The following is a 22,660-nucleotide window of genomic DNA, read 5'->3' as shown; positions in this document are numbered from 1 at the left end:
GCTTAGAACCCCACTGCCGAACCTCCCGGTGCGCGCGCCCGCAGCCGACGCCTTCACCGAGGTACTGCTCACTGACTTCACTGCTGGGTACTGCCGACTGCACTCACTACGGGTACTGCCACTGCATCAACTGCGGTACTGCTTGTGGCGGCCCCTGATCACTGCGGGCCACCCGGTCCGGTCACCAGTCCCGTCGCCGTCCTGCAACAAACCTGGCTTCGACACTCCGTCACCGCACCGTCCTGCGCACTGCAACTACGGGTACTGCGGTCTCGCTGCCCGGCAGTTCGTCTCTGCCGGGCCCTTCGATCTCTTCGGGCTACGAGAGAAACCATAACCACGCTGCAGCCCAATGTCTACTCCCGCCGCCATAGATTTTCGGGTGCTCTGTAACGAGAAAATCGCAGCCGACGCGGTTCGCCGGTAGCGGACCAGGGCACAACTGGCGGGCAGGCACATGGCATCGACGGTCACACAGCAGGGAGCACCTGATGGACACGTTGAGCATCGCCGCCCCAGCCGCCCGTTCCGCGGGCGCTGTCGCCGAGGCCCGTGAGGCAGCCCGGGGCTTCCTCGGGGCTCTGCGGCCGGCCGTCGGTCCGGACGCCGCGGACAGCGTGGTCCTGGTCGTCTCCGAACTCGTCACCAACGCCGTGCGCCACGGCGGCGGCACCTACACCCTGCGCCTGACCACCCACCCCGACACCATCGAAGTCGCCGTCCAGGACACGAGCCCCGAGCTGCCCCGCATGCGCACCCCCGACCTTGACGACGGCACCGGGGGGTTCGGCTGGCACATGATCAACGACGTCTCCCTCGCCAGCGACGTCCGGCCCGGGCCCGAAGGCGGCAAGACCGTCCGCGTCCTCCTCCCGCTCTGAGCACCCCGCCCACCGACGCCGACACGGTCGGCGTGGCATGCGCCTTGCCCGGAACCCAGCTGAAGCCGCCCGGACGGGGGCATCCACCTACCCACGGCCGCCGCCGGGCCGGGCGGCAGCCCCAGGCGGTGAAACGGAGACGGTGACGGGCTCGTTGCCCTGCGGCAGGCCGCTGCCTCGGTGATCACGCAGGAAACGGTGACCTCCACCGGATGGACCGAGTCCGGGGCCGAGTTCGCCCATCGCTGCGAAGATCGGGGCCTTGTCGACCAGCGACCACCGTCGCCCAGGACGCTCGGACTCGGCGTGATGCGGCTCGGTGGGGTTCGGTATCCGGCGCACCGGCCGGCTTCCTTGCCCCAGGCGGGCTGCCTCCGGTGCCGGTCCGCCTTCTCTCCCGCTGGAAGAGATGCCCGAAGCCCGCGCAGGGGCCGCGAGGCTACGGCTCGTTGTCCCCCCGCAACAGCGGTGCTGCATCAGGTACGTGCGACGCGGCGGGGCGAGCCAGTGCGCTGGGCCACCAGGCGCGGGGGCCGATGTCAATGACGAGGGCCGGTACCAGCAGTGAGCGCACGACGAGAGTGTCGAGCAGGACGCCGAAGGCGACGATGAAGGCGATCTGGACGAGGAAGGCCAGGGGGATCACCATCAATGCGGCGAAGGTCGCGGCGAGGACGACGCCGGCGGAGGTGATGACGCCTCCCGTGGTGGTGAGCCCGCGCAGGACGCCCTGGCGCGTGCCGTGGGTGAGGGCTTCCTCGCGGACGCGGGACATGAGGAAGATGTTGTAGTCGACGCCGAGGGCGACGCGGAACACGAAGCCGTAGAGCGGTACGGAGGCGTCCGTGCCGGTGAAGCCCAGCAGGTATTCGAAGACGAGGGCGGACACCCCCAGCGTCGCAAGGAAGTTGAGGGCGACCGTCGCGACGAGCAGGACGGGCACGAGTACGGAGCGCAGGAGTGCGATCAGGATCAGCAGGATGATGCCGAGGACGATCGGGACGATGACGGTGCGGTCGCGGGCCGCGGTCTGCTGGGTGTCGTACTGCTGAGCGGTATAGCCGCCGACCAGGGCTTCGGCGCCGGGGAGTGCGTGCACCTCGTCGCGCAGCCGCTGGATCGCCTCCTTTGCGGCGTCGCTGTCGGCTGCGGCGTCGAGCGTGGCGTCCAGGCGCACCCGGCCGTCCACGACGAGCGGATCCCCGGTTCCCGGTCGGCCGGTTGCGGTGACCGGGGTGACGGTTGCGACGCCGTCCGTGGATTCGGCGGCCGCTCGTACTTCAGCGGCTCTGCCGGCATTGGTGATGATCACGGCCGGGTTGCCTGATCCACCGGGGAAATGCCGGGCCAGGGTCTGCTGGGCACTGACCGAGGGGGCTTCGTTGACGAAGATCTCGTCCAGTGGCACTCCCTTGGACGACAGTGTGGACGAGAACCCTGCAAGTACCGCGAGCAGGAGCGCGGTGGACATCCACACCCACCGTGGTGCCCCCGGCGAACGCATCGGCCAGGTCCGCCTGGCTGGCCGCGGGGCCGGCGATCTGGACGGTGGTCCCCGTTACCTGCTGAGCGGCCTGCCGCACCTCCTGCAGGACCGCCGGCATCTCCTCGCCCAGGTTGGTGGCCAGCGGCACGACGGCCTGGAGCGCTTGGCCGTCGGCGGAAAGGAGGGCCGGGGAGGGCGGAGCGGCGATGCCGGGTTTGCCGACGAGAGCGGTCACCGCTCGGGTGGCGGCCTCATGCTGTTCGGCGGTGACCGGGTTGCCGTTCGCCGTCCAGACGATGACGGCGGGGATGGACGGCGACGTTTCGAACGCCTTGCGGGCTTCGAGGGCCTGCGTGGACTCGGCGTTGCGCGGCAGGAACGCCGCCTGGTCGTTGGTGGCGACCTCGCCCAGCTTCCCCGCGTACGGTCCCAGCGTCCCGCCGATGCCGAGCCACACGATCAGCAGCGCGAGCGGCGCGATCCAGCGGGCCCAGCGCGGTGTCTTCTTCAACGTGAGCCCCTTGCCCGAGAGATTAAGTCATTCATAAAGAATGTAAATCATCGAGAGACTATATGCTGTGGTCATGCGCGACACCGACAGCCCCTCGTCTTCACTTCCGGCCGACGACCCGATCGGGTTGCAGTCGTTCGCTGTCTTGCTGCGCCGGATGAACGCAGAGTTCAACCGCATCGCGCAGGAGTTCGCCCACGCCCAGGGCCTCCACCTCACGGACGTCCAGGCGCTCATCGCCGTGCTGGACGCAGACGACGCCGAAGAGGCCGGCCCCATGACCCCGGGCCGGCTCCGCAAACAGATGAACCTCACCTCCGGCGCCATGACCGCATGCCTGGACCGACTGGAGAAGACCGGCCACATCCGCCGTGTCCGGGCCGCCGACGACCGCCGGGTGGTCCACCTGCACTACGCCCAGGCAGCCAAACAGGTCGCCCGGGACTACTTTCGCCCCCTGGCCCAAGGCACCGACGCCGCCCGCGCACGCTTCAGTGACGACGAACTCCACGTGGTGGTGCGCTTCCTCGCCGAGATGAACCATCAGCTCACCCTCGTAAGGCGGTGAGCCCCCGCCCGTCTGCCCGAGGCAAACGAGCCCCCTGGGACACGTCCGCCCCGACAGGGGACCGCCAAGGGCAGGGAAGACGGGCTGCGGCCGCGGGCGCGGAGTAAAGGCACACGGTTCGCGCTCGCCATCGCTGGCTGTCGGAGGCGACGGGGAGGCGCCGCAAGGAGTTGCGGTCCTTGCCGTCGCAGCACGTCGATCCCTGCGAGGAGCGGCATGACGAGCCAGCGGGGGACGCCACCTCCGGCTCCCCGCGCACCTGCACTTCGGAACGCTGTCGGCCGGCGAGGTGGTGCTCCACGCAAGCCGGCACGGGGGCGCGGGTGCGGCCGCGTTCATCCGCCGGGTGTGCTGGTGTGACGCCGCCATGCGCCGGCTCGCCCTTGAGGGGTGGAGCCAGAGCCGGGCCGGCTCATCGTCGCCTCGTTCCCCACCAGGACCCTCTGCATCGAATGGCGTGAGGGCGCCCGCCACTTCCCGAGCCCGCTGGTGGACGGCGATGCGGCCAACAACCGGCTGCACTGGCATGGCGTGGCCGATGCCGGCACGGACATCCGCCCGAACCGGATCCTCGACCGGGCGCTTCGGGCCGGCGCCTCGCCTGACCGTCCGGATTCAATGCAGAAACGCTGCAAGTTGATCAGACCGCTCCGGCCCGATGACCCTGATCGCATCGCGTCCGCCGGATTGCGGAGGTTGTCGTCCTCCCGCGCCGGCTCTCCCCTCCGGCGGACGCGATCTACCTGGCGAGGCGAAGGAGGAGGCGTCATGAGTGCACCACTGACGCGAGGCGGCAACGTCGGCCGACCGGCAGGAGCCTGGCCACGGCTCGCCGACGATCCGGTCTCGGACGCGGAGATCGCCTCGCTGCTCGTCCGCGGCGATGAGCGGTGGCTGTCGCTGGCATACCGGCGGTGGAGCCGTCTCGTTCACGCGTACGCCCGGCGCGCCCTGGGCGACGCGCTCGAGGCGGAGGATGTCGCCCAGCAGGTGTTCGTCGCCGCATGGCGAGGGCGAGCCGGGTTCCGCCCTGATCGCGGCACGCTGCTGGCGTGGCTCATGGGCATCACCCGGCTCAAGACGGTGGATGCCCTGAGCGCGCGAACCCGGCGCCTGGAGCTCGTGGCCGCGGCGGGCAGGCATCGCCGCGATGAGACGGTCGGGGGACCCGAGCAGGTGATCGACCGGATCGTGATCACCAGGGAACTCGCCCGGCTGCCGCAGGTCCAGCGCGACGTTCTGGCCCTTGCCTACTTCGCCGATCTCACCCAGGCACAGATCGCCGACCGCACCGGCATGCCACTCGGCAGCGTCAAGAGCCACGCCCGGCGGGGCATGCGACGGCTCCGCCTCCGCGTGGGCGCAGACGCCGTGGAAGCCGGGCGCTGACAAGCGCACCCATTCAGCGGGGCGCCGCACCACATCACCAGATGAGATCCGGGCCGTGGAAACAGCGTTTCCCAGGTCCAAGACACCAGGGTGGACGGAATGGACCGAAGAAGCATCGCGGTGGTGGGGGCAGGCGTGTCCGGACTCACGGCCGCGCACATCTTGTCCCGGAGCCAGGACGTGGTCCTCTACGAGGCGGATGACCGGCTCGGCGGCCACGCGCACACCCACGAAGTCCCGACCAGGGGTGGCGGAACGGTCAGCGTGGACACCGGTTTCATCGTCCACAACGACCGCACCTATCCCCACCTGAACCGCCTCTTTCGTGAGCTGGGCGTGACCACCCAGGACTCCGAGATGAGCATGTCGGTGCGGTGCGACGGCTGCGGCCTTGAGTACGCCGGCGCCCGAGGCCCGCTGGGGCTCCTGGGCGGAGCCAACCTGCTCCGCGGACGCCACCTGCTGATGCTCGCCGACGTGCCCCGGTTCCATCGCGCCGCCCGCCGGCTGCTCGCCGCCGAAGACACGGCCTCCACTCTGGGTGGCTTCCTGCGCGAGCACCGCTTCTCGTCCTACTTCGTCAGCCACTTCGCCATCCCCCTGGTTGCGGCCGTCTGGTCCTGCGCGCCGGCCACCACCCTGCAGTACCCTGCCGCGTACCTCTTCCGGTTCCTGGACCACCACGGACTGCTGTCGGTCACGGGGTCCCCGCAGTGGAAGACCGTCACCGGAGGATCCAAGGCCTACGTCGAGCGGGCCGCCAAGTCCCCGGCCCGCGTTCTGGCCTCCACACCGGTCCGCAAGGTCGTGCGCGGAGCCGACCGCGTGCGCCTGTTCACCGAGGACGGAGAGTCGGCCGCGCACGCCGCGGTCGTCATCGCCGTCCACCCCGACCAGGCACTTCGCCTGTTGGCCGACCCTACGGAGCAAGAGCGCCGTGTCCTCGGTGCCTTCGCCTACTCCCGCAATCCGACCGTGCTGCACCGTGACACCTCGCTGCTGCCCCGCTCCGGCCATGCCCGGGCGTCGTGGAACTACTGGCTCCCTTCCTGCTCGGCCCGGCCCGGTTCCGTCCAGGTCAGCTATGACATGAACCGGCTTCAGCGGCTACCCGGCCGGGAGCCGCACATCGTCACGCTCAACCCCGGTACCCGGATCGACGAGAGCACCGTCCTGGCCCGGACGGTCTATGAACACCCGCTCCACACAGCCGAGTCGGTGGCGGCGCAGCGGCTGCTGCCCACCCTCCACACCGGCGTCACCGTCTTCGCGGGCGCCTATCACGGATGGGGTTTCCACGAGGACGGCTGCCGCTCGGGCGCCGAGGCGGCCAGACACCTCGGGGTGACGTGGTGACCTCCGCCCCCGCCCGCCCGGCACCACCACAGGTCCCCGCCCTGTACGCGGTCGAGGTGAGGCACGTGCGGTCCTCGCCCTTCAGGTACGCCCTCGGGCATCGGACGTACATGTGGCTGGTCGACCTGGACGACCTTCCGGTCATGCCCCGCATCCTGCGCCCGCTCGCCCGCTTCGACGCCCGCGACCACTTCACGGGCGACGCGCCCACCCTGCGCGCCGGGGTCGACGCCCACCTCGCCGCCCGGGGAATCCGCGCCGACGGGCGGGTTCTCATGCTGGCCCACGCACGCGTTCTGGGACATGTCTTCAACCCCCTGACCCTGTACTGGTGCCACGACATGTCCGGCAGCCTCGTCTGTGTCGTCGCCGAGGTCCACAACACCTACGGCGAACGCCACTGCTACCTCCTGCACCCTGACGCCCAAGCCCGTGACGAGGTGCCCAAGGACTTCTACGTGTCACCCTTCTTCGGCGTCGAGGGCAGCTACCGGATGAGGCTGCCGCTGCCGGGCGAACGCATCGACTTGACCGTCCAGCTCTGCCAAGCAGACGGTTCGCGCCCTCTGACCGCCACCGTCCGCGGAACGCACCGTCCTGCCGGAACCCGCGCCCTGGTCGCGGCCCTGCTGCGCAACCCGTGGTCCACCGCCGGAGTGTCGCTCGGCATCCGCCTCTACCTCAAAGGCCTCCCCGTCCAGCCGCGGCCCACCCGCCCGGCCCACCCCGTCCAGGAAGACGCGCCGTGACCCTCACCCTTCCTCCCGCTCCCCACGGCGACGCCCGCGCCGGCCGTCACCTGGTGGACGCCACGCGCTGGCCCGAGGTCGCCCGCCTGCCTCGCGCATCGGCCCTGCGCACACACGTCGCCCGCCGGATCGTGGAGCGCGCCTTTCACCGACTGCCATTGCGGGTGCGGATCGCCGGCGTCGGGACGAAGGTTCCGCCGCAGCCCGAGGGAAGTGCGGGCTGCCTGCCGACACTGACTCTGCGCGATCCTGAATCCTTCTACCGGCGGATCGGCGCGGACGGCCTGATCGGCTTCGGCGAGTCCTATATGGCGGGCGAATGGGACAGCGATGACCTGGTCGAGGTGCTGACCGTCCTCGCCAGCCACGTGGACGAACTCGTGCCGCAGGCTCTGCGCCGTTTGCGGGGCGTCTGGGTCCGCCGCCGCCCGGCCTCCGACCTGAACACCGTCGACGGAGCCCGCCGCAATATCCACCGGCACTACGACCTGTCCAACGAGCTCTTCGCCACCTTCCTCGATCCGACCCTCACCTACTCCTCGGCCGTCTTCACCTCTCTTCCGGCCGGCATCGCGGATCTGCCCGCGGCGCAGCATCGCAAGATCGACCGGCTTCTCGACCTCGCGGGCACCGGACCGGGCTCCCACTTCCTGGAGATCGGCACGGGCTGGGGTGAACTCGCCATCCGCGCCGCCGCGCGTGGCGCCCGCGTCCGCACCGTCACCCTCTCCCGGGAGCAACGCGAGTCGGCCCTGAAGCGCATCGCGGATGCCGGGGTCGCAGACCGGGTCAACGTCGAGCTGTGCGACTACCGTCGTGTCGAGGGCAGGTACGACGCCGTCGTGAGCGTCGAGATGATCGAAGCCGTCGGAGCCGCCTACTGGCCCGCCTACTTCGGCGCCCTGCGCAGCCTGCTGGCCCCCGGCGGCCGTGCCGTACTCCAGGCCATCACCATGCCCCACGAGCGGATGCTGAACACCGCCCGCACGCACACCTGGATCAGCAAGTACGTCTTTCCCGGAGGCCTCATCCCCTCCAGGGAGGCCATCGCGGAGCACAGCGCGGCCGCCGGACTGTCCATCGTCCACGACAGCGGCTACGGCGACCACTACGCGGAAACGCTCCGCCTGTGGCGTGAGCGTTTCCTCGACCGGTCCGCCGAGGTGACCGCCCTCGGCTTCGACGATGCTTTCCGAAGGATGTGGGAGCTCTACCTCGCCTATTCCGAGGCCGGCTTCCGCTCCCGCTACCTCGATGTCCGCCAGCTCGTGCTCACCGACGGGACAGCGGCACACGAATCCACGAACGGGCCACTGTCATGAGCTCCGTTGACACGGGAGCCCTCGCCGCCGTCCTCGCCGCATCGGCGGGCACAGCGCTCACCGTCATGCTGGTCACGTTTGCCGTGGGCACGGCCAAAGGGGTGCACCGGATCGTCGACAGCGCCTGGGGCCTGGCCTTTGCCTCCGTCGCCGCCGTCGCCTGGATCCTCTCGGCCGGCCACGGCGACCCTGCACGAAGGACCGTGGTGGCCCTTGCCACCGTCGTCTGGGGGCTGCGCCTCGCGGTACACATCGCACGGCGCGGACGGGGACAGGGAGAGGATCCGCGCTATGCCCGCATGCTCGCCCGGGCACGCGGCAACCAGCACGTGTACGCCCTGCGCAGCATCTACCTTCTCCAGGGCTCCCTCGTCTGGCTGGTCTCCCTGCCCGTCCAGGTCGCCGTTCTGGTCCCCCGGGCCTTGGACACGGCGGCCGCGCTGGGGCTGGCGCTGTGGGCCGCCGGACTGTTCTTCGAGGCGCTCGGCGACCACCAACTCGCCCGCTTCAAGGCCGACCCCGCGAACCGGGGACGCATCATGGACCGCGGCTTGTGGGCCTGGACGCGCCACCCCAACTACTTCGGCGACTTCCTCGTCTGGTGGGGCCTTTACCTGACGGCCTGCGCCACCTGGCAGACCGCGGCCGCGACCCTCGTCTCCCCGCTCTTGATGAGCGCCCTGCTGATCAAGGGCAGCGGCAAGCGCCTGCTCGAAGCGCACATGGCCGACCGCCCCGGGTACGCCGACTACAAGGCCCGCACCAGCGGGTTCTTCCCCCGGCCTCCGCGGCCGCCCAGCCCTGCGGACCGGCCGCGTTGAAGATCAGAAGGTTCACGTGGGCCTCTGGAACGGCATCCGGGCCGACGCCGCCCAGGACGTCGTCTCCGCCCTCGTCCGGTTCCGCGAACGCCACGGCGGCATCCCGGTCAACACAGCGACGTGGAGGCCGGGGCAGCAGGGCCGGGCGTCGTCTCGCCGGCTGCGACGACCGCGTCCGCCTCCGCGTAGAGCGCGGAAATCGCGTTCAGGGCTTCCCGCAGCCCGAGAGGACGCCGCATACCTGCGGTCGCGGCCCGCACCGACCACCCTGGGCCCGCGAGCAGAACCAGAGGAGTCGTCCGTGCTCCCTTGAGGCCGAACGCCGTCGACGCCACCTGGCGTGCCAGAGTGTTGTCCGCTGTCGAGCGGGACTGTGACCACAGCACGACAGCCTTCGGACCGGACCGGCCCACAGCGGCCCGCAGGGCCTCCGCCGGCACCGCCGCGCCGAACATGCGCGTCGGCAGACCTCGTTCGGCCAGTCCGGCGGCAAGTGCCTCCAACGGCAGCGTGTGTTGCTCCCCGGGAAGACAGGCCAGCACCACCGGTGCAACGTGGGCCGAGACCAGGGGCGCGGTCACCGCCGCTCGCCGCAGCACGGTCGAGACATGCCACGACAGCAGGTGTTCCACCTCGACGTACCGATCATCGGTGGACTCCCACTTGCGCCCCACCGCATGCAGTGTCGGCGCCATCACCTCCTCCCACGCGATCAGCAGGCCGTGAGCCTGCATGGTCTGCTGCAACAGGGAATCCATGGCCGGGCTGTCGAGCCGCACGGCTGCACGCGCCAGGCCGCGGCATTCTTGACGCACCTCACCGAGGGGCAGCCCACTACCCGGACCGCCCTGACGTTGCTGCGGGCCGTCCGGCAGCACGACCGCTTCCTGCGCCGCAGGCGGAGGTGGCTGAACACCGACGGCCGGACCGGGCTCACGGCGCAAGGTCGCAGCTGCCCGAGCGGCCTCAGCCGGAGGGATCCCGGACGAGGTGAGTCGGCACATTTCTTCCAGCATCGCCACGTCGCCCGGCATCCACCGCCGGTGCCTGCCACCTTCGCGTACCGCTGGTCCGATTCCGTACCGCTGTTCCCAGGAACGCACCGTAGTCGGTGAGACCCCCAGGCGCCGTGCCACCGCACCAGTCGTGACACCGAGGGACGATTCGGCCATGGCGCCCATTCTACAAACGCGCGATCGATGCGAGTCGGAGAGCGGCACTTCCCCGCCCTGGAGGACATCCGCTTGTGAAGCCGCCGGATCGCAGGACGAGAGAGCACAGAGGCAGTGCATCCGAGGAACGGCAACGACCAGAAGAACTTTAGACGAAAGCGACAATCCTCCGAGGAGGCGACCGTGATCCAGGTTGCGCGCACCATGCTCATTCCATGCCCGATGCATGACGCGGTGGTCTACCTCGCGGACTTCGCGCACACTCAGGAGTGGGATCCCGCCACCGTCTCCTGCGTCCCTCTTGCCCCAGGGGCATCGGGGCCGGGCTCGCGCTGGCGCAACGTCTCCCGCTTCCGCGGGCGCACCCGCGACGTCAACCGTCTCGCGGACGACGTGGCCTCAGCCCTGCCCCGTGTCATGGCTCGCTGAATTCCTGCGCTGCAGGACCGGCGACCGGGCGCAGCGGCCACTCCCCCCGCCGCAGCCCTCCCCCTTCTCGCATCCCCGTACCGTCGTCTGGACCGCGGCGACGTTTCATTGTCGTCATCACCTCACGGCCCAAGAGGTGGATCCTCGACCCGGCGAATCGCGTCTTGTAGAGGACCACAGGCGTGACCTGCCTGTGTTGGTACTGATTGTTGCGAGGAGAACCACCAGTGGCTGGAGCATTCCGATTCGAGATACTCGGCGCGGTACGCGCCTACCGGGGGGACGTCGAGCTGAGGGTGGGGCCGCCGCAGCAGCAGGCGTTACTGTCGCTCCTGCTGCTGCGGAGGAACCAGCCCGTCTCCATGACGCAGATCGTCGGGGCGCTGTGGGGGGACGAGCCGCCCGCCCGCGCCGTGACCACCGTCCGCACGTACGTGTGGCGGCTGCGGAAGCTGCTGGAGCCGGAGGACGCCGCGCCGACCGCCCTGGCACTGGCCGGTGACGGCTACCGGCTGACGGTGCCCGACGGGGCACTGGACCTCTGCCGGGCGGAAGGGCTGGCGGCCGCGGCATCGCGCGCCAACTCCGACGGCCGGACGGCGGAGGGCGCCCGGCTGCTGGCGCAGGCGCTGGAGCTGTGGCAGGCGGAGCCCCTGGCCGGGGTGCCTGGGCCGTTCGCGGAACGGCAGCGGGTCCGCCTGGAGGAGTTGCGGCTGACCTTGTGCGAGGAGCACTTCGAGCTCGCCCTGGCGCTGGGCCGGCACCGCTCGGCCATTCCGGATCTGGTCGAACTGACCGAGGCGCACCCGCTGCGGGAGCGTCCCTACGGCCTGCTGATGCGGGCGCTGCACAAGGCCGGGCGGCAGGCCGATGCCCTGGCGGTGTTCGGGCGGGTGCGGGACCTGCTGATCGAGGAACAGGGCATCGAGCCCGGGCCGGAGCTGACCGAGGTGCACCGTCGGATCCTCGTCGGCGATCCCGTGCAGGCAGGGCCGGAGCCGGTGCCGCCGGTTGCGGCGTCAGCGTCGGAGCCGTCGCCGGGGCCGGGCGTGGTGGGGGCCGGGACCGAGGGCGTGGTGCCCGCCCAGCTGCCGTACGACGCGCCGGACTTCGTCGGACGGCGCGATCAGGTCGACGTCTGGCACGCGCTGCTGACCGAGCCGGTGCGCCGGACGCCGGTCGTGCTGGCCGCCGCGGGGATGGGGGGCGTCGGCAAGACCTGCCTCGCCTTGTACGTCGCCCATCGCGCGCGCTCCCACTACCCGGACGGCCAGCTCCATGCCGATCTGCGGGGCAACGGGCCCGACCCGGCGAAACCGGGTTTCGTCCTGGCCGGGTTCCTGGCGGCCCTGGGGGTGCCGGAGGACCAGGTGCCGGACGGCGTCGAGGACCGGGGCAGGCTCTTCCGGTCGCTGATCGACGGGCGGCGGCTGCTGATCGTCCTGGACAACGCCCGGGACGCCGCCCAGGTCCGCGAACTCATCCCCGGGTCACCCAGTTGCGCCGTCGTCATCACGAGCAGGTCGCCCATGTTCGACCTGCCCTTGACGTCCCAGCTGCTGCTGGAGCCGTTCCGCACCGACGAGGCACTGGAGCTGATCGGGGCGATCATCGGCCGGGAGCGGCTGGCCGCGCAGCGGGAGGAGGCGCTGCGGCTGGTCGAGGCCTGCGGTCATCTGCCCCTCGCGGTGCGGATCGTGGCCGCCCGGCTGTCGGCCCGGCCCTCGTGGCCGGTGGCGACGCTGACCGCGCGCCTGGCGGACGAGCAGCGGCGCATCGCCGAGCTGCGGATCGGCACGCTGGCCATCGACGCCGTCTTCGAACTGGGCTACCAGCAGCTCACCGACGCCCAGGCGAGGGCGTTCCGGTTGGTCTCCCTGGCCGGTGCGGCGGACATCGGGGTGCCGACGGCCGCCGCGGCACTGGGCGTCGACGAATCGACGGCGGAGGACCTGCTGGAGTCGCTGACCGATGCCGCGATGGTGGAGTCGGCCAAGCCCGGCCGCTACGGTTTCCACGACCTGGTGCGGGTCTTCGCCCGGCAGCGTGCCGAGTCGCACGACCCCGCGGAGGCGGCGGAGTCCTTCGGCAGACTGCTGGACTTCCTGCTGGCGACGGCCGCCAGCGCCTTCCCGCACGCGATCCCCGGCGACGCGGTGGCGAACGCGTTCGGTCCGCTGCGCTCGGTCGGGCTGGAGTTCGGCGACGTGCACGCCGCCCGGGCCTGGGTGGTGACCGAGATCGACGGCCTGATGGCGGCCGCGCTGAGCACCGTCGCCCTGCGGCTGCCGGACGCGGCCGGGGACCGGCTCGCCGGTGCGGTCGACCTGATGCTCGCCGTCAGCCCGTTCACCCCCGCCGTCTGGTGCGAGCGGATGGCGCCGGTGGCGCTGGCGCTGACCGAGGCCGCGGAGCTGAACGGCTGCCGGCGGACCATCGGGCGGTCGCGGATGCTGTGCAGCGGCATCGCCCTGCGTGCGGACAGGATCGAGGAGGCGGGGCGGCACGCCGAGCTGTCCGTGGCGGCGGCCCGTGCCGCGGGCGACGTGTACACGCTCCGCCAAGCCCTCAACGACCTGGGGCTGGTCGCCCAGTTCCTCCGCCGCTTCGAGGAGGCGACGGCCTGCTACGACGAGGCGATCGCCCTCGCGCACACCCTGGGCCACCGGTCCGGTGCGGCGGTGACGAGCGTCAACGCGGCGCTGGCCCGGGTGCGCAGCGGGTCTCCCGCGGAGGCGGTTCCCGCTTGTGAGTCCGCGCTGTTGGTCATGGACGAGTTGGAGGACCAGGTCGGGGCGGCGTACGCGTTGTACGTGCTCGGGTTGGCGCTGCACGGGGTGGGCCGCTTCGAGGAGGCGGTGGTGCGCTACGGCGAGGCGCTGGCGGTGTGCCGGGCGGCCGGGCTGCGGGAGCGGGAGGCCCAGGTGCTGTACCGGCTGGCGGAGACGCTGCGGCGGACCGGGCGGGTGCCGGAGGCGGTGGAGCACGCGGCCGCGGCGGTCGAGCGCTGCGAGGAGGCGTGCTCGGAGCGCGACCGGGCGCAGGCTTCGGTGGCGATGGGGCGGGCGCTTGCGGACCTGGGTGAGACGTACCGGGCCAGGGAGCAGCTGGAGCAGGCCCACGGCGTCTTCACACGGCTCGGGCTGCCCGACGCGGCCGATGTGTCGGAGCTGCTGGCCACCTTGGCCTGACCGGGGTTCCCGTTACGGGGGACGGGGATTCCGGGTGTGGAACAGCCGCCCGGCTCGGGGGTACCCGCGCCGCCGGACGGCCGTCCCTGGAGCGTGGGTCACATGAGGGGTCCCGGCGGCGTGAAGTCCGACCCGGTGTTATTGACGGCGATGGTGCGGCCATCGCCCGCCGCGACGAGGTCGAGGGCGGAACCGGCTCCCGCGAGGCCCAGGACGGCCGCGGCCAGAAGGGTCAGCAGGCCGAGGGCGGGGCGGGCAGTGGGCAGCTTGGACATGGGTGGTCCTCCTTGACGGTCACCACCGGTGGTCCACCGGTGGGTGTGGGGGGGCGTTGCGGTGGTGCCGGCGGGTCGCGTCAGCAGCACAGCGGGATGTCGCCCTCGGGGCGCAGGCTCTGATGCTCGGTCGGCGGGACGTCACGGTCCGCCGTCGAGGCGAGGGCGATGTGGACGGGGCACAGGGCCAGCAGCAGGGCCAGGACCACCGCGCGGGCCGTCAGCCGGGGGGAAGGACTGGTGGCGGCGCCCCGGAGGGTGGGGGCACCGGTGGAGCGGCTGGGGACGTGCGACATGCGGAGCGCTACTTTCGTCGGGGCGTGGACCGGGGAGAGGGAAGCGGAGAGGGTTGCGGCCCGTCCCGGCCTGTCGTGTCCGACGCTAGTCGCCGACGATCAACACAAGATCAGCAACCGATCTATGCCCGGGCCGAACCCTGTTGACCGAGGTCGCCGCTGCCGGAGGCCCCGGTGGATGCGCCGGCGGCGGGCAGCAGGCTGCTGCGCTGGCCGAGGCAGCGCAGGCTCTGCCGGTACGCCCACAAGGCCCGCTCGGTGCGACCGGAGCGCTCCAGCAGCTCCCCGAGGTCGTTCCACGCGGACGCGGCCTGCCGGTCGGCTTCGGAGGCCTCCAGCAGGAGCGCGGCCCGCTCGCAGCCGGCTTCGGCCGCCGCCTCTTCGCCGAGCTGCAGTTGGGCGCCCGCCAGCACCAGAAGGGTCCGGGCCGTCTCCAGCCGGTGCCCGGAGCCCAGCAGCTCCAAGGCCCGGCGGGCGTGCCGCTCCGCCTGGGGGGCGTCGGACTCCAGCAGGCAGGCGCGGGCCAGCGAGGTCTCGCAGTAGGCCATGTCGACGGTGCTGCCGTGGTCGGCGAGGGCCTCCGCGCTCCGTGTCAGCTGCGCCCTGGCCTCCGCGATGTCGCCGGTCTCCGACTGCATGAGCACCGAAGCGTAGGCGTTGCGCAGCCGGGACAGGGCACGGGCGTCGTCACCCTCGGAGTAGATGGCCAGGGCGCGCTCCAACAGGAGCAGGGCGTCGGCGGACTCACCGCTGCGGTGCGCCACCACACCGGCGTTCCAGTACGCGGCGCCCAGGGCCTTGCGGTCACTGACCCCCTCGGCCTCCTCGATGGCGGTCCGGGCCAGCGCGGCGGCCCGGTGCAGATCGCCGCGTTCGCAGTGCAGTCCGACGAGTGTGGCCAGCAGTTCGACACCCAGCACCGTCGGGGTGATCCGGAGTCTGCGGGCCTCCTCCAGGGTGGTGGTGGCCAGGTCGACGGCGTGGGCGAGGTCGCCCATCTCGCGGTGGCAGCGGCACAGCGCCACCGCGACCGCGAGCCGCGGCACCAGTGACTGCCCGTACCCGGCTTGGTCGAGCAGCGCCTGGTAGCGCTCGGCGGCCTCCTCCAGCCGGCCGTCGTGCTCAAGCGCCTGGGCCACGCCGTACTCGGCGGAGAGCCGGACGCCGTCCTTGCCCTGGGCGGCGGCCGCGTCGCGGACCGCGGTGAACGTGTCCAGCGCGGTCTTCGGATCGCCGTTGCGCAAGCTGATCTCCGCGTAGCGCAGATCGGTCTGGAGGGTGTCGGGCCGATCGGTCGCCACCATCTCCAGCAGGTGCTCGGGCGGGCAGCCGAGCCGGGCGGCGATCTGCTCCAGCACCTCCGGGGAGGGGGTCCGCTTGCCGGCCTCCAGCAGCGAGATGTAGCTCGGGGAGAGCTCCGTGCCGGCCAGGTCCATCTGCGACAGGCCCGCCTCCCGGCGCAGTCGGCGGATCCGTGACCCCAGAGCCTGCGATTCCGCCATGGCGGCTTCCCCTTCATTGTGACTGACTGCGGGACAGAACGAGTGAATATACTCGGTCAAGACCGGGCGGTACCAGGTCGGACCCGGTGGTGCGTCAGTCGCCGGCGTGCTGGAGCCGGCCCTCGGGGGCGGGCGGGGGCGCGGCGGTCGGCCCGGTGGTCGGTCCGGTACGGGTCCGGCCGGTGGCGCAGGCTTCAGTCGTGCCGGTCGAACGGGCACGTCCAGTGCGGGGGGACCGCGCGGCCGGAGTACTGCCGTGCCTCGGAGATCTCGCCGTGCTCGGCGAGCATCGGATTCACATCGCCCTGGAGCGCCACTTCCTTGCCGCGTATTTTCGTCTGCATTCCCTGGTGGACGCCGGTGCGCTTGAGTTCGGCGAACTGGCGGTGGGAATTGAAGACCAGGACGGGATGGGCGAAGCGCCGCGAGATGCGCGAGGCGCGGCGGTGCAGGCCGATGACGAAGAAGGGGTGGCCACCGACGCTGATCCCGAACCGGGGGTCGCGCGGGTCGGGCGAGACCTCGTGGGCCCACGGGTGGTCCGCGCGGTCGGCCCGGTGGAGTGCGGTCAGCTGCCGCCAGAGCAGCTCCTCGAACACCTCCTCGTCCGCCGGATCGGACCGCGTGAAGATGGCCGCGAAGGAGTGGAAGCGTCCGGGGCCCGCCAGTGGGCCGGTGACGAACCGTACGAGGTCCGTGCGGAGCCGGTGCAGGTCCTCGCGGTCGCCCAGGGTCCCGTAGACGCCGGTGGCCAGTTCACCGCGCTGGAGTGCGGCGCGGGCGCCGAGGCAGGTGAACGTGTCGGCGCGCAGCCATGCGGTGAAGCGCTCCACGACCTCTTCGGCGTGCCCGGGGTGCTCGCGGCCGGGCGTGTCCCGTTGCGTCATCGCCCGCTCCAGCCGCGGTCGGCGAGCGCCCCCAGGACCGCTTCTCGGCGGCGGCGGCGTTCGTCGCGCAGGGGGCCGTCGTCCGTACGGAGGAACTCCGCGCGTAAGGTGAGCGAAAGGTGCCCCGTGGGCACCTGCCCGCCCTGCAGCAGGTCCTTCACCGCGACGCGCCGGTCCTCGGTGCCGCCGGCCCGGGCGACGACCCGCAGCACCTCACCGGCCGAGACGGCCTCGGGCACGACGACGCTGACGTTGAACGCGGGCGGCGGGAGCGGCTCCGGGATCCGCACGGTGGGCGGGACCGGCGCGGGGCCGCCCAGCAGGTCCAGGTCGAGTTCGGCGCAGCACACCCGCTCCCCCGCGGCGCCGGCGAGGGCCGCGGTCTCCTCGGAGAGGACCCCGGCCCGGCCCACCGCGGTGCCGCGGACGCGGACGGTGAAGGAGGCGCCCGCCGCGAACTCCGCGTGGGGTTCGGGCGTCAGCTCGAATGCCTCGTGGCCGGCCGCGGCGGCCGCCGTCCGCAGGAGGCCGTTCAGGTCGGCGAAGCCCGCGGCCCGCGGCCGGGGTTCGACCAGGGACGGGGGCGCGACGGCTCCGGCGAGGACGGCGGCGAACCGCCAGGACTCGTCCCCGAGCGCGGCGGAGTGCGGGACCTGGCCGACTTCGAAGACGTGGGCCGCTCCGGTCCGGCTCAGCGCTCGGCCCGCGACGACGAGCAGGCCGGGCAGCAGCGAACCGCGCACCCGCATGGCGCGCAGTCCGGCCCGCCCGTGCACGGTGACGGGCTCGGCCGCCGGTGGGGTGCCGACCGCGTGGAGGGGCTCGCCGGAGCGCAGCAGCACGGGGGTGGTGACCTGCTGCAGCCCCCGTCTCAGGGCGGCCGTGGTGAGGCCGCGGCGCAGCAGGCGCCCCCGGTCCGGCCACGGGCCGGCGGCGGAGGGCGGCAGCCGGCGCGGCAGGGTCGGGTAGCCGCGGACCCGGGCGGCCTCCCCCGCCAGCGCGCGGACACCGTCCAGGTCCGGCCGGGCGGCGGGCACCGTGACGTGCAGCGGGCGGCCTTCCTCGGGAGGCGCGACGACCGCTCCGCCGGCAGTCAGGAGGGCGGCCAGCGTCGCGAGGTCGAGGTCCGGGTCGACCAGGCGGCGCAGTTCGCCGGGGTCCGGGCGCAGCACGCGCGGTGCGGGCGCGGACGCGCCGGCCCCTCCGGCCGCCGTGACGGTGCCCCCCGCCCAGTCGGTGACGAGCGCGACGAGGCGGGCCACCGCCCGGTCGCAGGACAGCGGGTCGTGTCCCCGTACGGCTGGCGGCCCGTCAGGGCCGGGGTACGGGCCGGCCCCGGCAGCGGGGTGCGCTGCCGCCGGGTCGAGCCACCAGGCCCACACCAGGGTGTCGCGGCCGTCGGCGGGGACGGCTGCCGCCGGGGTGTCCCGTCCCAGGACGGCCACGGTGCGTTCGCCGGCGCGAAGCAGCAGTCCTCCGGTGGGCGGTCCGGCGGGATCCGCGGGATCGGCGGGATCGGCGGGATCGGCGGAGCCCAGTCGCAGACCGGTGAGGTCGAGTTCCCCGGCGTCGGCGGCGCCGAGGGGCTGCCCCGTCTCGAACCCGACGTACGCCGCCAGGTCGGCCACGGTCCCGGTGAGCGGCACGCCCGCCGCCCGCAGCCGCTCGGCTGCCGCGTCCCGCAGGCGGACCTCGCCCGGGAGCCGGACGACGGCGGCCGCCACCCGGCCGGGGAGGCCGTCCTCCGCCGCCAGGACGAGGCCGTCCGACAGGGGCGCCGACCGCAGGGGTGCCGACCGCCGGCGCCCGGTCGGCCCGGCCGCGTTGCGGGCGCGGACCTCGGCGGCCAGTCCCAGGACGGAGCCGAGGTGGGCGAGCTCGGGCGGCGGCAGGACCTCCACCACGCGATCGGCGTGCAACCCTGCGCGAGCTCCGCTCTCGTGGAGGTGGTCCAGGAGGGCGGCGCGGTCGACGGGGCCTGCGCACTCCTGCTCCAGCCAGGCGAGGGGGATCTTCACGGTCGGTCGGTTCCTTTCTGCGGCGGCCCCGCCGGCAGCCCGGCGCGGTCGAACTGCTCCAGCAGGCGCACGTCGTTGACCAGCAGTTCCCGGATGTCGGTCAGTCCGTGGGTGAGTCTGAGCAGGCGCTCGACGGAGCAGCCGAAGCTCAGTCCCACGACCTCGTGCGGGTCGTAGCCCCCGGCGGTGAGCACCTCGTCGCGCAGCAGGCCGCCGGCGCCGATCTCGATGCGTCCGCGGCCCTCGCACTCGTCGCAGCCCGGGGCGCAGCGGGGGCAGGCCACGTCCACGGCGAACCCGGGTGAGGCGAACGGGTAGTCGCCGCGGCGCACGCGCCACGGATGTCCTTGTCCGAACAGGCCGGACACCAGACGGTCGAATAGCCCCATGAGGTCCGGCAGGCCCGCGCCCGGCTGGACCACCAGTCCGTCGATCTGGGTGAACTGGGAGCCCGAGTAGGGGGAGGAGAGTTCGTTGCGGAAGCAGGTGCCCACGAGCAGGGTGCGCAGCGGCCCGGGGGCGGCCGCCCGCATGGCCTGCGGGCCGCCGGATGTGGCGTGGGTGCGCAGGACCAGGCCGGGGGCCGGGAAGAAGCTCAGCCGGGTCCGGGTCGGGTGGTCTTGCGGGTAGCCGAGCACGTCGAAGTTGTCGTGGGCCGACTCCAGCAGGGGCAGGTCGACGACATCGAAGCCGAGCGGCACGAACAGGTCCCCGATCCGGTCCACGAGGGCCGCCACCGGGTGGGGCCTCCCGGTGTGCGGCCCGGCCGGCGGCAGCCCGGGGTCGCAGCGGGCGCCGGCCACCTCCGGGGTCAGGGCGGCGGGGGCCCGTTCGTCCGGCACGGTGTCAGGCCGCCTTGCGGTAGACGCCGATGTGGTTCTCGGAGTACGTGTCGTAGGGGACGTTGCCCCAGTCGCCCCAGCGCTCGCTGAGTTCGAGTCCGGCGATCCGGGCCATGAGGTCGAGCTCGGAGGGCCACGTGTACCGCAGGAAGGCCGGGTAGAGCTTGATGCCGTCCTCCCGGATCTCGACGTGGTTCTCCTTGATGTGCTGGGTGGCCCGGTCGAAGGTGTCGGCCTCGATGCGGACGTGGTCGAGTCCGACGTCGTACACGTGGGCGCGGCCGTTGAAGCGGAAGCGGGTGGGGTCGGGCACGAAGGTCTCGACGACGAAGAGGCCGCCGGGCTCCAGGTGGGCGGCCACCGATTCGAAGCACTGGATCTGCTCCTCCTGGGTCTGCAACGCGTAGAGCGAGTTGAGCAGCAGGAAGATGAGCGAGTAGCGGCGCTCGGAGGTGAAGTCGGCGATGTTGCCTATGGACACCTCGATCGAGTCGCCGCCGGGCTTGGTGCGCATCACGTCGACGATCTCGGGGGACGCGTCGAGCCCGTCGAGGGGGACGCCGCGCTGCGCGAGCGGGAGGGCGACGCGGCCGGTCCCGATGGCGAGTTCGAGGGCCCGGCCGCCGCCGACGCGCTTGGCGAGGAAGTCGACGGCTCCCTCGGGCTGCGGCCAGTCGATCTCGTCGTACACGCTCTTCCAGCGGGGGCCGTACGTCTCGGGCTTCCAGTCGGTCATGGTGTGGCCTTTCTCGTGGTCCGGGTGGTGCGGTGGGGTCGGGCGGTGGGGTCAGGAACCGAGGACGCGGAGCTCGTGGTGGGCCAGGAGCAGGCGGTCCTCGACCTCGTCGGCGTGCGGGCCGGTGGCCATGACGTAGCCGACGCGCCCGTAGAGGTCCTGCGGAGGGGGCGTCACCGTCTCGCCGCGCGGGCGCAGCTCCCCGATCTCGTGGATCCAGGGGCGGGCGCGCAGCGCGGGGGCTTCGGCGAGGCCGTCGAAGCGCTGGCGGGTGCGGGGGTAGAGGAAGCGGATGCCGGCCGAGCGGTCGCCGCTGGATGCGATCTCCGGCGCGCGGCCCAGGGCGGCGGCGGTGAGCAGGGAGCCCAGGCGGACCCCCCGGGCCAGCTCCACGATGCGGGAGGCGATGTCGCCGCCCGGTCGCGCGTTGAGCTCGATGATGCGCGGTCCCGCCGGGGTCATCTTGACCTCGACGTGGGCCACGGTGCGGTCGATCCCGGCGGCGAGGACGCTGCGGCAGGCGAGGTCGAACCCCTCGGTCATCTCGGCCCGGCCCAGGGTGCCGTGTCCGGTGATGAAGCCGGCCTCGACCGGGTAGGGGTCGTAGGCCCAGATCTTGCGGGCCCAGGAGACGGGGGTGGCCGTGCCGTCCTGGACGAGGCAGTCCACGTCGAATTCGAAACCCTCCAGGAATTCCTCGACGAGGATCCCCTCGCTTTCGAGGCCCATCTTGTCCGCGTGTAGCGCGGCGTCGAAAGCGGCGTCGAACTCGGATTCCTCGTCCACGCGGCGCACGCCGGCGCTGCCGGACAGGCCGCGCGGTTTGACGATCAGCGGGTAGCCGATGTCGCGGGCGGCCCGGCGGGCCGCGTCCAGGTCGTGGACGAGGTGGGAGCGGGTCGGGGAGATGCCGGTGTCGGCGAGCAGCGTGCGCTGGCGGTGCTTGTCGCGTCCCAGCTCGGCCGCGTCGACCGGCACGCCCGGCAGTCCCAGGCCGCGGGCCAGGCGTGCCGCGGTGACGACCATGGTCTCCTCGTAGGTGACCACCGCCGCGACCCGGCGGCGTGCCAGCAGGGCCTTCGCGGCCCGCAGGGCGTCGTCGTCGGTGTCACCGCCCGTGGAGGCGTCGAAGACCGCGCAGTCCTGGACCCATCGCAGCTGCCAGGTCGGCGGTTCGGGGTTGAGCAGGAGGAGGTCGGCGTCCGCGGCCATCTGGGCCAGCAGGCGCTCGTGGCCGGCGCGGTAGCCCGACCCCACGACGAGCAGCGTCTCACGGCTTCCCGCACGGTCGTGTGTCACGTGTCTTCCTCTCGGTCCGGTCGGGTTCCGCAGTCGCCGATCGGGGGTGGGTGAAAGAGAGTCAAATATCTTTGAGACTCCCTGTCAAGATGAGTCAGTAATGCAGTCACTAATATTCTCGCGCAGGCAGCCGAAGGGTTCGGACGGTCACCACCGGCGTACGCGGCGGCTCGTCCGGCGCCGCGATGGCGAGGGCCGCACGGTGGCCGGGCGGCAGATCGAGGTCGGCGAACGCCCAGCCCCGGGTGGTCGGCTCCGGCCCCTTCCCGTCGGCGGCCGCGTCGGCGGCCAGGCCCACGCACGGGCCGGCCAGTCCGCCGGGCAGCCCGGTGCCGATGGCCTTCAGGTAGGCCTCCTTCCGCACCCAGCAGCTGAGGAAGCCCTCCTCCCGCCGCTCGGGCGGGAGTTCGGCGAGCGCCGCGCGTTCGGCCGGGTGCAGCCGCCGGATCATGCCATCGAGGGGGCTGTCGGGGTGGCGGAAGGCTCGTGACTCGACGTCGACGCCGACGGTGACCGCGGCGAGCGCGACGACGGCCAGGTCACCCGCTCGGGACAGCGAGAACTCGACGGCCCGCCCGTCGCCCGCCGTCCTGGGCCGCCCGTGCGGCTCGGCGCAGTGCGGCAGGCCGCAGGGCTCGCGGATCAGGCGCACCTCCCGGGGCCGGATGCCGAGGCATCCGCCGAGGACGGTCCGCAGCGCGAGGTGCGAGGCGACGTAGCGGCGCCGCGCGGGGACGTCCTGGAACGCGGCCGCCCGGGCCCGCTCCCTCCGGTCGAGCACCCGCTCGTGACGGGCATCGGGCACGAAGTCCAGGGGGACGACCCAGACAGCGGCCTCGTCCGGTCCCGGCAGGTCGCCGCGCGCGGGCCGGCCGTCCCGCGTCGTCGCGGCCGGCGGTGCGTACCGCGATGGCTCGGGGCGCATTCGGG

General features: G+C 72.4%; 19 protein-coding genes and 2 pseudogenes. 9 read left to right on the top strand and 12 right to left on the bottom strand.

The window, feature by feature from the left end:
• Positions 1-491: 491 nt before the first annotated feature.
• Positions 492-881 (top strand): ATP-binding protein, encoded by a 390-nt coding sequence (locus ACIBAD_RS34635; RefSeq protein WP_134068628.1) that lies wholly within the window; start codon positions 492-494, stop codon positions 879-881.
• 439 nt (positions 882-1,320) lie between these two features.
• On the opposite strand, the pseudogene ACIBAD_RS34630 reads toward ACIBAD_RS34635, so the two are convergent.
• Positions 1,321-2,848: pseudogene (locus tag ACIBAD_RS34630) on the bottom strand (MMPL family transporter).
• A gap of 103 nt (positions 2,849-2,951) precedes the next feature.
• On the opposite strand from ACIBAD_RS34630, the gene ACIBAD_RS34625 reads away from it, so the two are divergent.
• From ACIBAD_RS34625 to ACIBAD_RS34600, 6 genes are all read left to right on the top strand, one after another.
• The gene (locus tag ACIBAD_RS34625; RefSeq protein ID WP_166681972.1) at positions 2,952-3,446 is read left to right on the top strand and encodes a MarR family transcriptional regulator; all 495 of its coding nucleotides are present in this window, start codon (positions 2,952-2,954) and stop codon (positions 3,444-3,446) included.
• Between the two features lie 390 nt (positions 3,447-3,836).
• Positions 3,837-4,835: a sigma-70 family RNA polymerase sigma factor gene (locus ACIBAD_RS34620; protein WP_398910806.1), complete on the top strand. Its 999-nt coding sequence runs from the start codon at positions 3,837-3,839 to the stop codon at positions 4,833-4,835.
• A gap of 99 nt (positions 4,836-4,934) precedes the next feature.
• The gene (locus tag ACIBAD_RS34615) at positions 4,935-6,191 is read left to right on the top strand and encodes an NAD(P)/FAD-dependent oxidoreductase (protein ID WP_398910804.1); all 1,257 of its coding nucleotides are present in this window, start codon (positions 4,935-4,937) and stop codon (positions 6,189-6,191) included.
• Positions 6,188-6,940, top strand: a complete 753-nt coding sequence (locus tag ACIBAD_RS34610; protein WP_398910802.1) for a DUF1365 domain-containing protein — start codon at positions 6,188-6,190, stop codon at positions 6,938-6,940. The genes ACIBAD_RS34615 and ACIBAD_RS34610 overlap by 4 nt, the downstream gene beginning before the upstream one ends.
• Complete coding sequence (locus ACIBAD_RS34605) at positions 6,937-8,262, top strand: class I SAM-dependent methyltransferase (protein ID WP_398910800.1); 1,326 nt, start codon at positions 6,937-6,939, stop codon at positions 8,260-8,262. Before ACIBAD_RS34610 ends, ACIBAD_RS34605 begins: the two co-directional genes overlap by 4 nt.
• Complete coding sequence (locus ACIBAD_RS34600; RefSeq protein ID WP_134068634.1) at positions 8,259-9,083, top strand: DUF1295 domain-containing protein; 825 nt, start codon at positions 8,259-8,261, stop codon at positions 9,081-9,083. Before ACIBAD_RS34605 ends, ACIBAD_RS34600 begins: the two co-directional genes overlap by 4 nt.
• 107 nt (positions 9,084-9,190) lie before the next feature.
• Here ACIBAD_RS34600 and ACIBAD_RS34595 read toward each other — a convergent pair whose 3' ends face one another.
• Both ACIBAD_RS34595 and ACIBAD_RS34590 read right to left on the bottom strand, forming a co-directional pair.
• Positions 9,191-9,961 (bottom strand): B12-binding domain-containing protein, encoded by a 771-nt coding sequence (locus ACIBAD_RS34595; RefSeq protein WP_398910809.1) that lies wholly within the window; start codon positions 9,959-9,961, stop codon positions 9,191-9,193.
• Between the two features lie 135 nt (positions 9,962-10,096).
• Positions 10,097-10,255: pseudogene (locus ACIBAD_RS34590) on the bottom strand (MerR family DNA-binding transcriptional regulator); the annotation flags it as partial.
• A 183-nt stretch (positions 10,256-10,438) separates the two neighbouring features.
• On the opposite strand from ACIBAD_RS34590, the gene ACIBAD_RS34585 reads away from it, so the two are divergent.
• A complete protein-coding gene (locus tag ACIBAD_RS34585) occupies positions 10,439-10,684 on the top strand; it encodes an SRPBCC family protein (RefSeq protein WP_398910798.1) in 246 nt (81 codons plus the stop codon).
• A gap of 227 nt (positions 10,685-10,911) precedes the next feature.
• Complete coding sequence (locus ACIBAD_RS34580; RefSeq protein WP_398910796.1) at positions 10,912-13,875, top strand: AfsR/SARP family transcriptional regulator; 2,964 nt, start codon at positions 10,912-10,914, stop codon at positions 13,873-13,875.
• Between the two features lie 98 nt (positions 13,876-13,973).
• Here the strand turns inward: ACIBAD_RS34580 and ACIBAD_RS34575 are convergent, their stop codons facing one another.
• The 9 genes from ACIBAD_RS34575 to ACIBAD_RS34535 all read right to left on the bottom strand — a co-directional run bounded on the left by ACIBAD_RS34575 (position 13,974) and on the right by ACIBAD_RS34535 (position 22,655).
• Positions 13,974-14,150 (bottom strand): hypothetical protein, encoded by a 177-nt coding sequence (locus ACIBAD_RS34575; RefSeq protein WP_166681973.1) that lies wholly within the window; start codon positions 14,148-14,150, stop codon positions 13,974-13,976.
• 80 nt (positions 14,151-14,230) lie between these two features.
• Positions 14,231-14,446 carry a hypothetical protein gene (locus ACIBAD_RS34570; protein ID WP_134068636.1) on the bottom strand — a complete coding sequence of 72 codons (216 nt, stop codon included), beginning with the start codon at positions 14,444-14,446 and terminating at the stop codon, positions 14,231-14,233.
• Positions 14,447-14,568: 122 nt separating this feature from the next.
• On the bottom strand, positions 14,569-15,948 hold the full coding sequence (locus ACIBAD_RS34565; RefSeq protein WP_134068637.1) for a helix-turn-helix transcriptional regulator: 1,380 nt from the start codon (positions 15,946-15,948) through the stop codon (positions 14,569-14,571).
• Between the two features lie 194 nt (positions 15,949-16,142).
• Complete coding sequence (gene gntA / locus ACIBAD_RS34560) at positions 16,143-16,835, bottom strand: guanitoxin biosynthesis heme-dependent pre-guanitoxin N-hydroxylase GntA (RefSeq protein ID WP_398910793.1); 693 nt, start codon at positions 16,833-16,835, stop codon at positions 16,143-16,145.
• Positions 16,832-18,853 (bottom strand): hypothetical protein, encoded by a 2,022-nt coding sequence (locus ACIBAD_RS34555; RefSeq protein WP_398910791.1) that lies wholly within the window; start codon positions 18,851-18,853, stop codon positions 16,832-16,834. The genes gntA and ACIBAD_RS34555 overlap by 4 nt, the downstream gene beginning before the upstream one ends.
• Positions 18,850-19,695 carry a hypothetical protein gene (locus ACIBAD_RS34550; protein ID WP_398910789.1) on the bottom strand — a complete coding sequence of 282 codons (846 nt, stop codon included), beginning with the start codon at positions 19,693-19,695 and terminating at the stop codon, positions 18,850-18,852. Before ACIBAD_RS34550 ends, ACIBAD_RS34555 begins: the two co-directional genes overlap by 4 nt.
• Before the next feature lie 4 nt (positions 19,696-19,699).
• Positions 19,700-20,431, bottom strand: a complete 732-nt coding sequence (locus tag ACIBAD_RS34545) for a class I SAM-dependent methyltransferase (protein WP_134068641.1) — start codon at positions 20,429-20,431, stop codon at positions 19,700-19,702.
• Between the two features lie 51 nt (positions 20,432-20,482).
• Positions 20,483-21,730 (bottom strand): ATP-grasp domain-containing protein, encoded by a 1,248-nt coding sequence (locus tag ACIBAD_RS34540; protein WP_398910786.1) that lies wholly within the window; start codon positions 21,728-21,730, stop codon positions 20,483-20,485.
• Positions 21,731-21,839: 109 nt separating this feature from the next.
• Positions 21,840-22,655, bottom strand: coding sequence for a 4'-phosphopantetheinyl transferase superfamily protein (locus tag ACIBAD_RS34535; RefSeq protein ID WP_134068642.1), 816 nt, complete (start codon positions 22,653-22,655; stop codon positions 21,840-21,842).
• Between the last annotated feature and the right edge of the window lie 5 nt (positions 22,656-22,660).

Source organism: Streptomyces sp. NPDC051109, assembly GCF_044455885.1.
GTDB lineage: Bacteria > Actinomycetota > Actinomycetes > Streptomycetales > Streptomycetaceae > Streptomyces.
The sequence above is the reverse complement of the archived record's forward strand: the minus strand, read 5'-3'. Positions and strand labels throughout refer to the sequence as shown.

Excerpts from the sequence above, each read along its gene's own strand:
- ACIBAD_RS34565 (WP_134068637.1), bottom strand. The coding sequence starts at position 15,948 with ATGGCGGAATCGCAGGCTCTGGGGTCACGGATCCGCCGACTGCGCCGG.
- ACIBAD_RS34570 (WP_134068636.1), bottom strand. The coding sequence starts at position 14,446 with ATGTCGCACGTCCCCAGCCGCTCCACCGGTGCCCCCACCCTCCGGGGC.
- ACIBAD_RS34535 (WP_134068642.1), bottom strand. The coding sequence starts at position 22,655 with ATGCGCCCCGAGCCATCGCGGTACGCACCGCCGGCCGCGACGACGCGG.
- ACIBAD_RS34600 (WP_134068634.1), top strand. The coding sequence starts at position 8,259 with ATGAGCTCCGTTGACACGGGAGCCCTCGCCGCCGTCCTCGCCGCATCG.
- gntA (WP_398910793.1), bottom strand. The coding sequence starts at position 16,835 with ATGACGCAACGGGACACGCCCGGCCGCGAGCACCCCGGGCACGCCGAA.
- ACIBAD_RS34635 (WP_134068628.1), top strand. The coding sequence starts at position 492 with ATGGACACGTTGAGCATCGCCGCCCCAGCCGCCCGTTCCGCGGGCGCT.
- ACIBAD_RS34615 (WP_398910804.1), top strand. The coding sequence starts at position 4,935 with ATGGACCGAAGAAGCATCGCGGTGGTGGGGGCAGGCGTGTCCGGACTC.
- ACIBAD_RS34545 (WP_134068641.1), bottom strand. The coding sequence starts at position 20,431 with ATGACCGACTGGAAGCCCGAGACGTACGGCCCCCGCTGGAAGAGCGTG.
- ACIBAD_RS34625 (WP_166681972.1), top strand. The coding sequence starts at position 2,952 with ATGCGCGACACCGACAGCCCCTCGTCTTCACTTCCGGCCGACGACCCG.
- ACIBAD_RS34575 (WP_166681973.1), bottom strand. The coding sequence starts at position 14,150 with ATGTCCAAGCTGCCCACTGCCCGCCCCGCCCTCGGCCTGCTGACCCTT.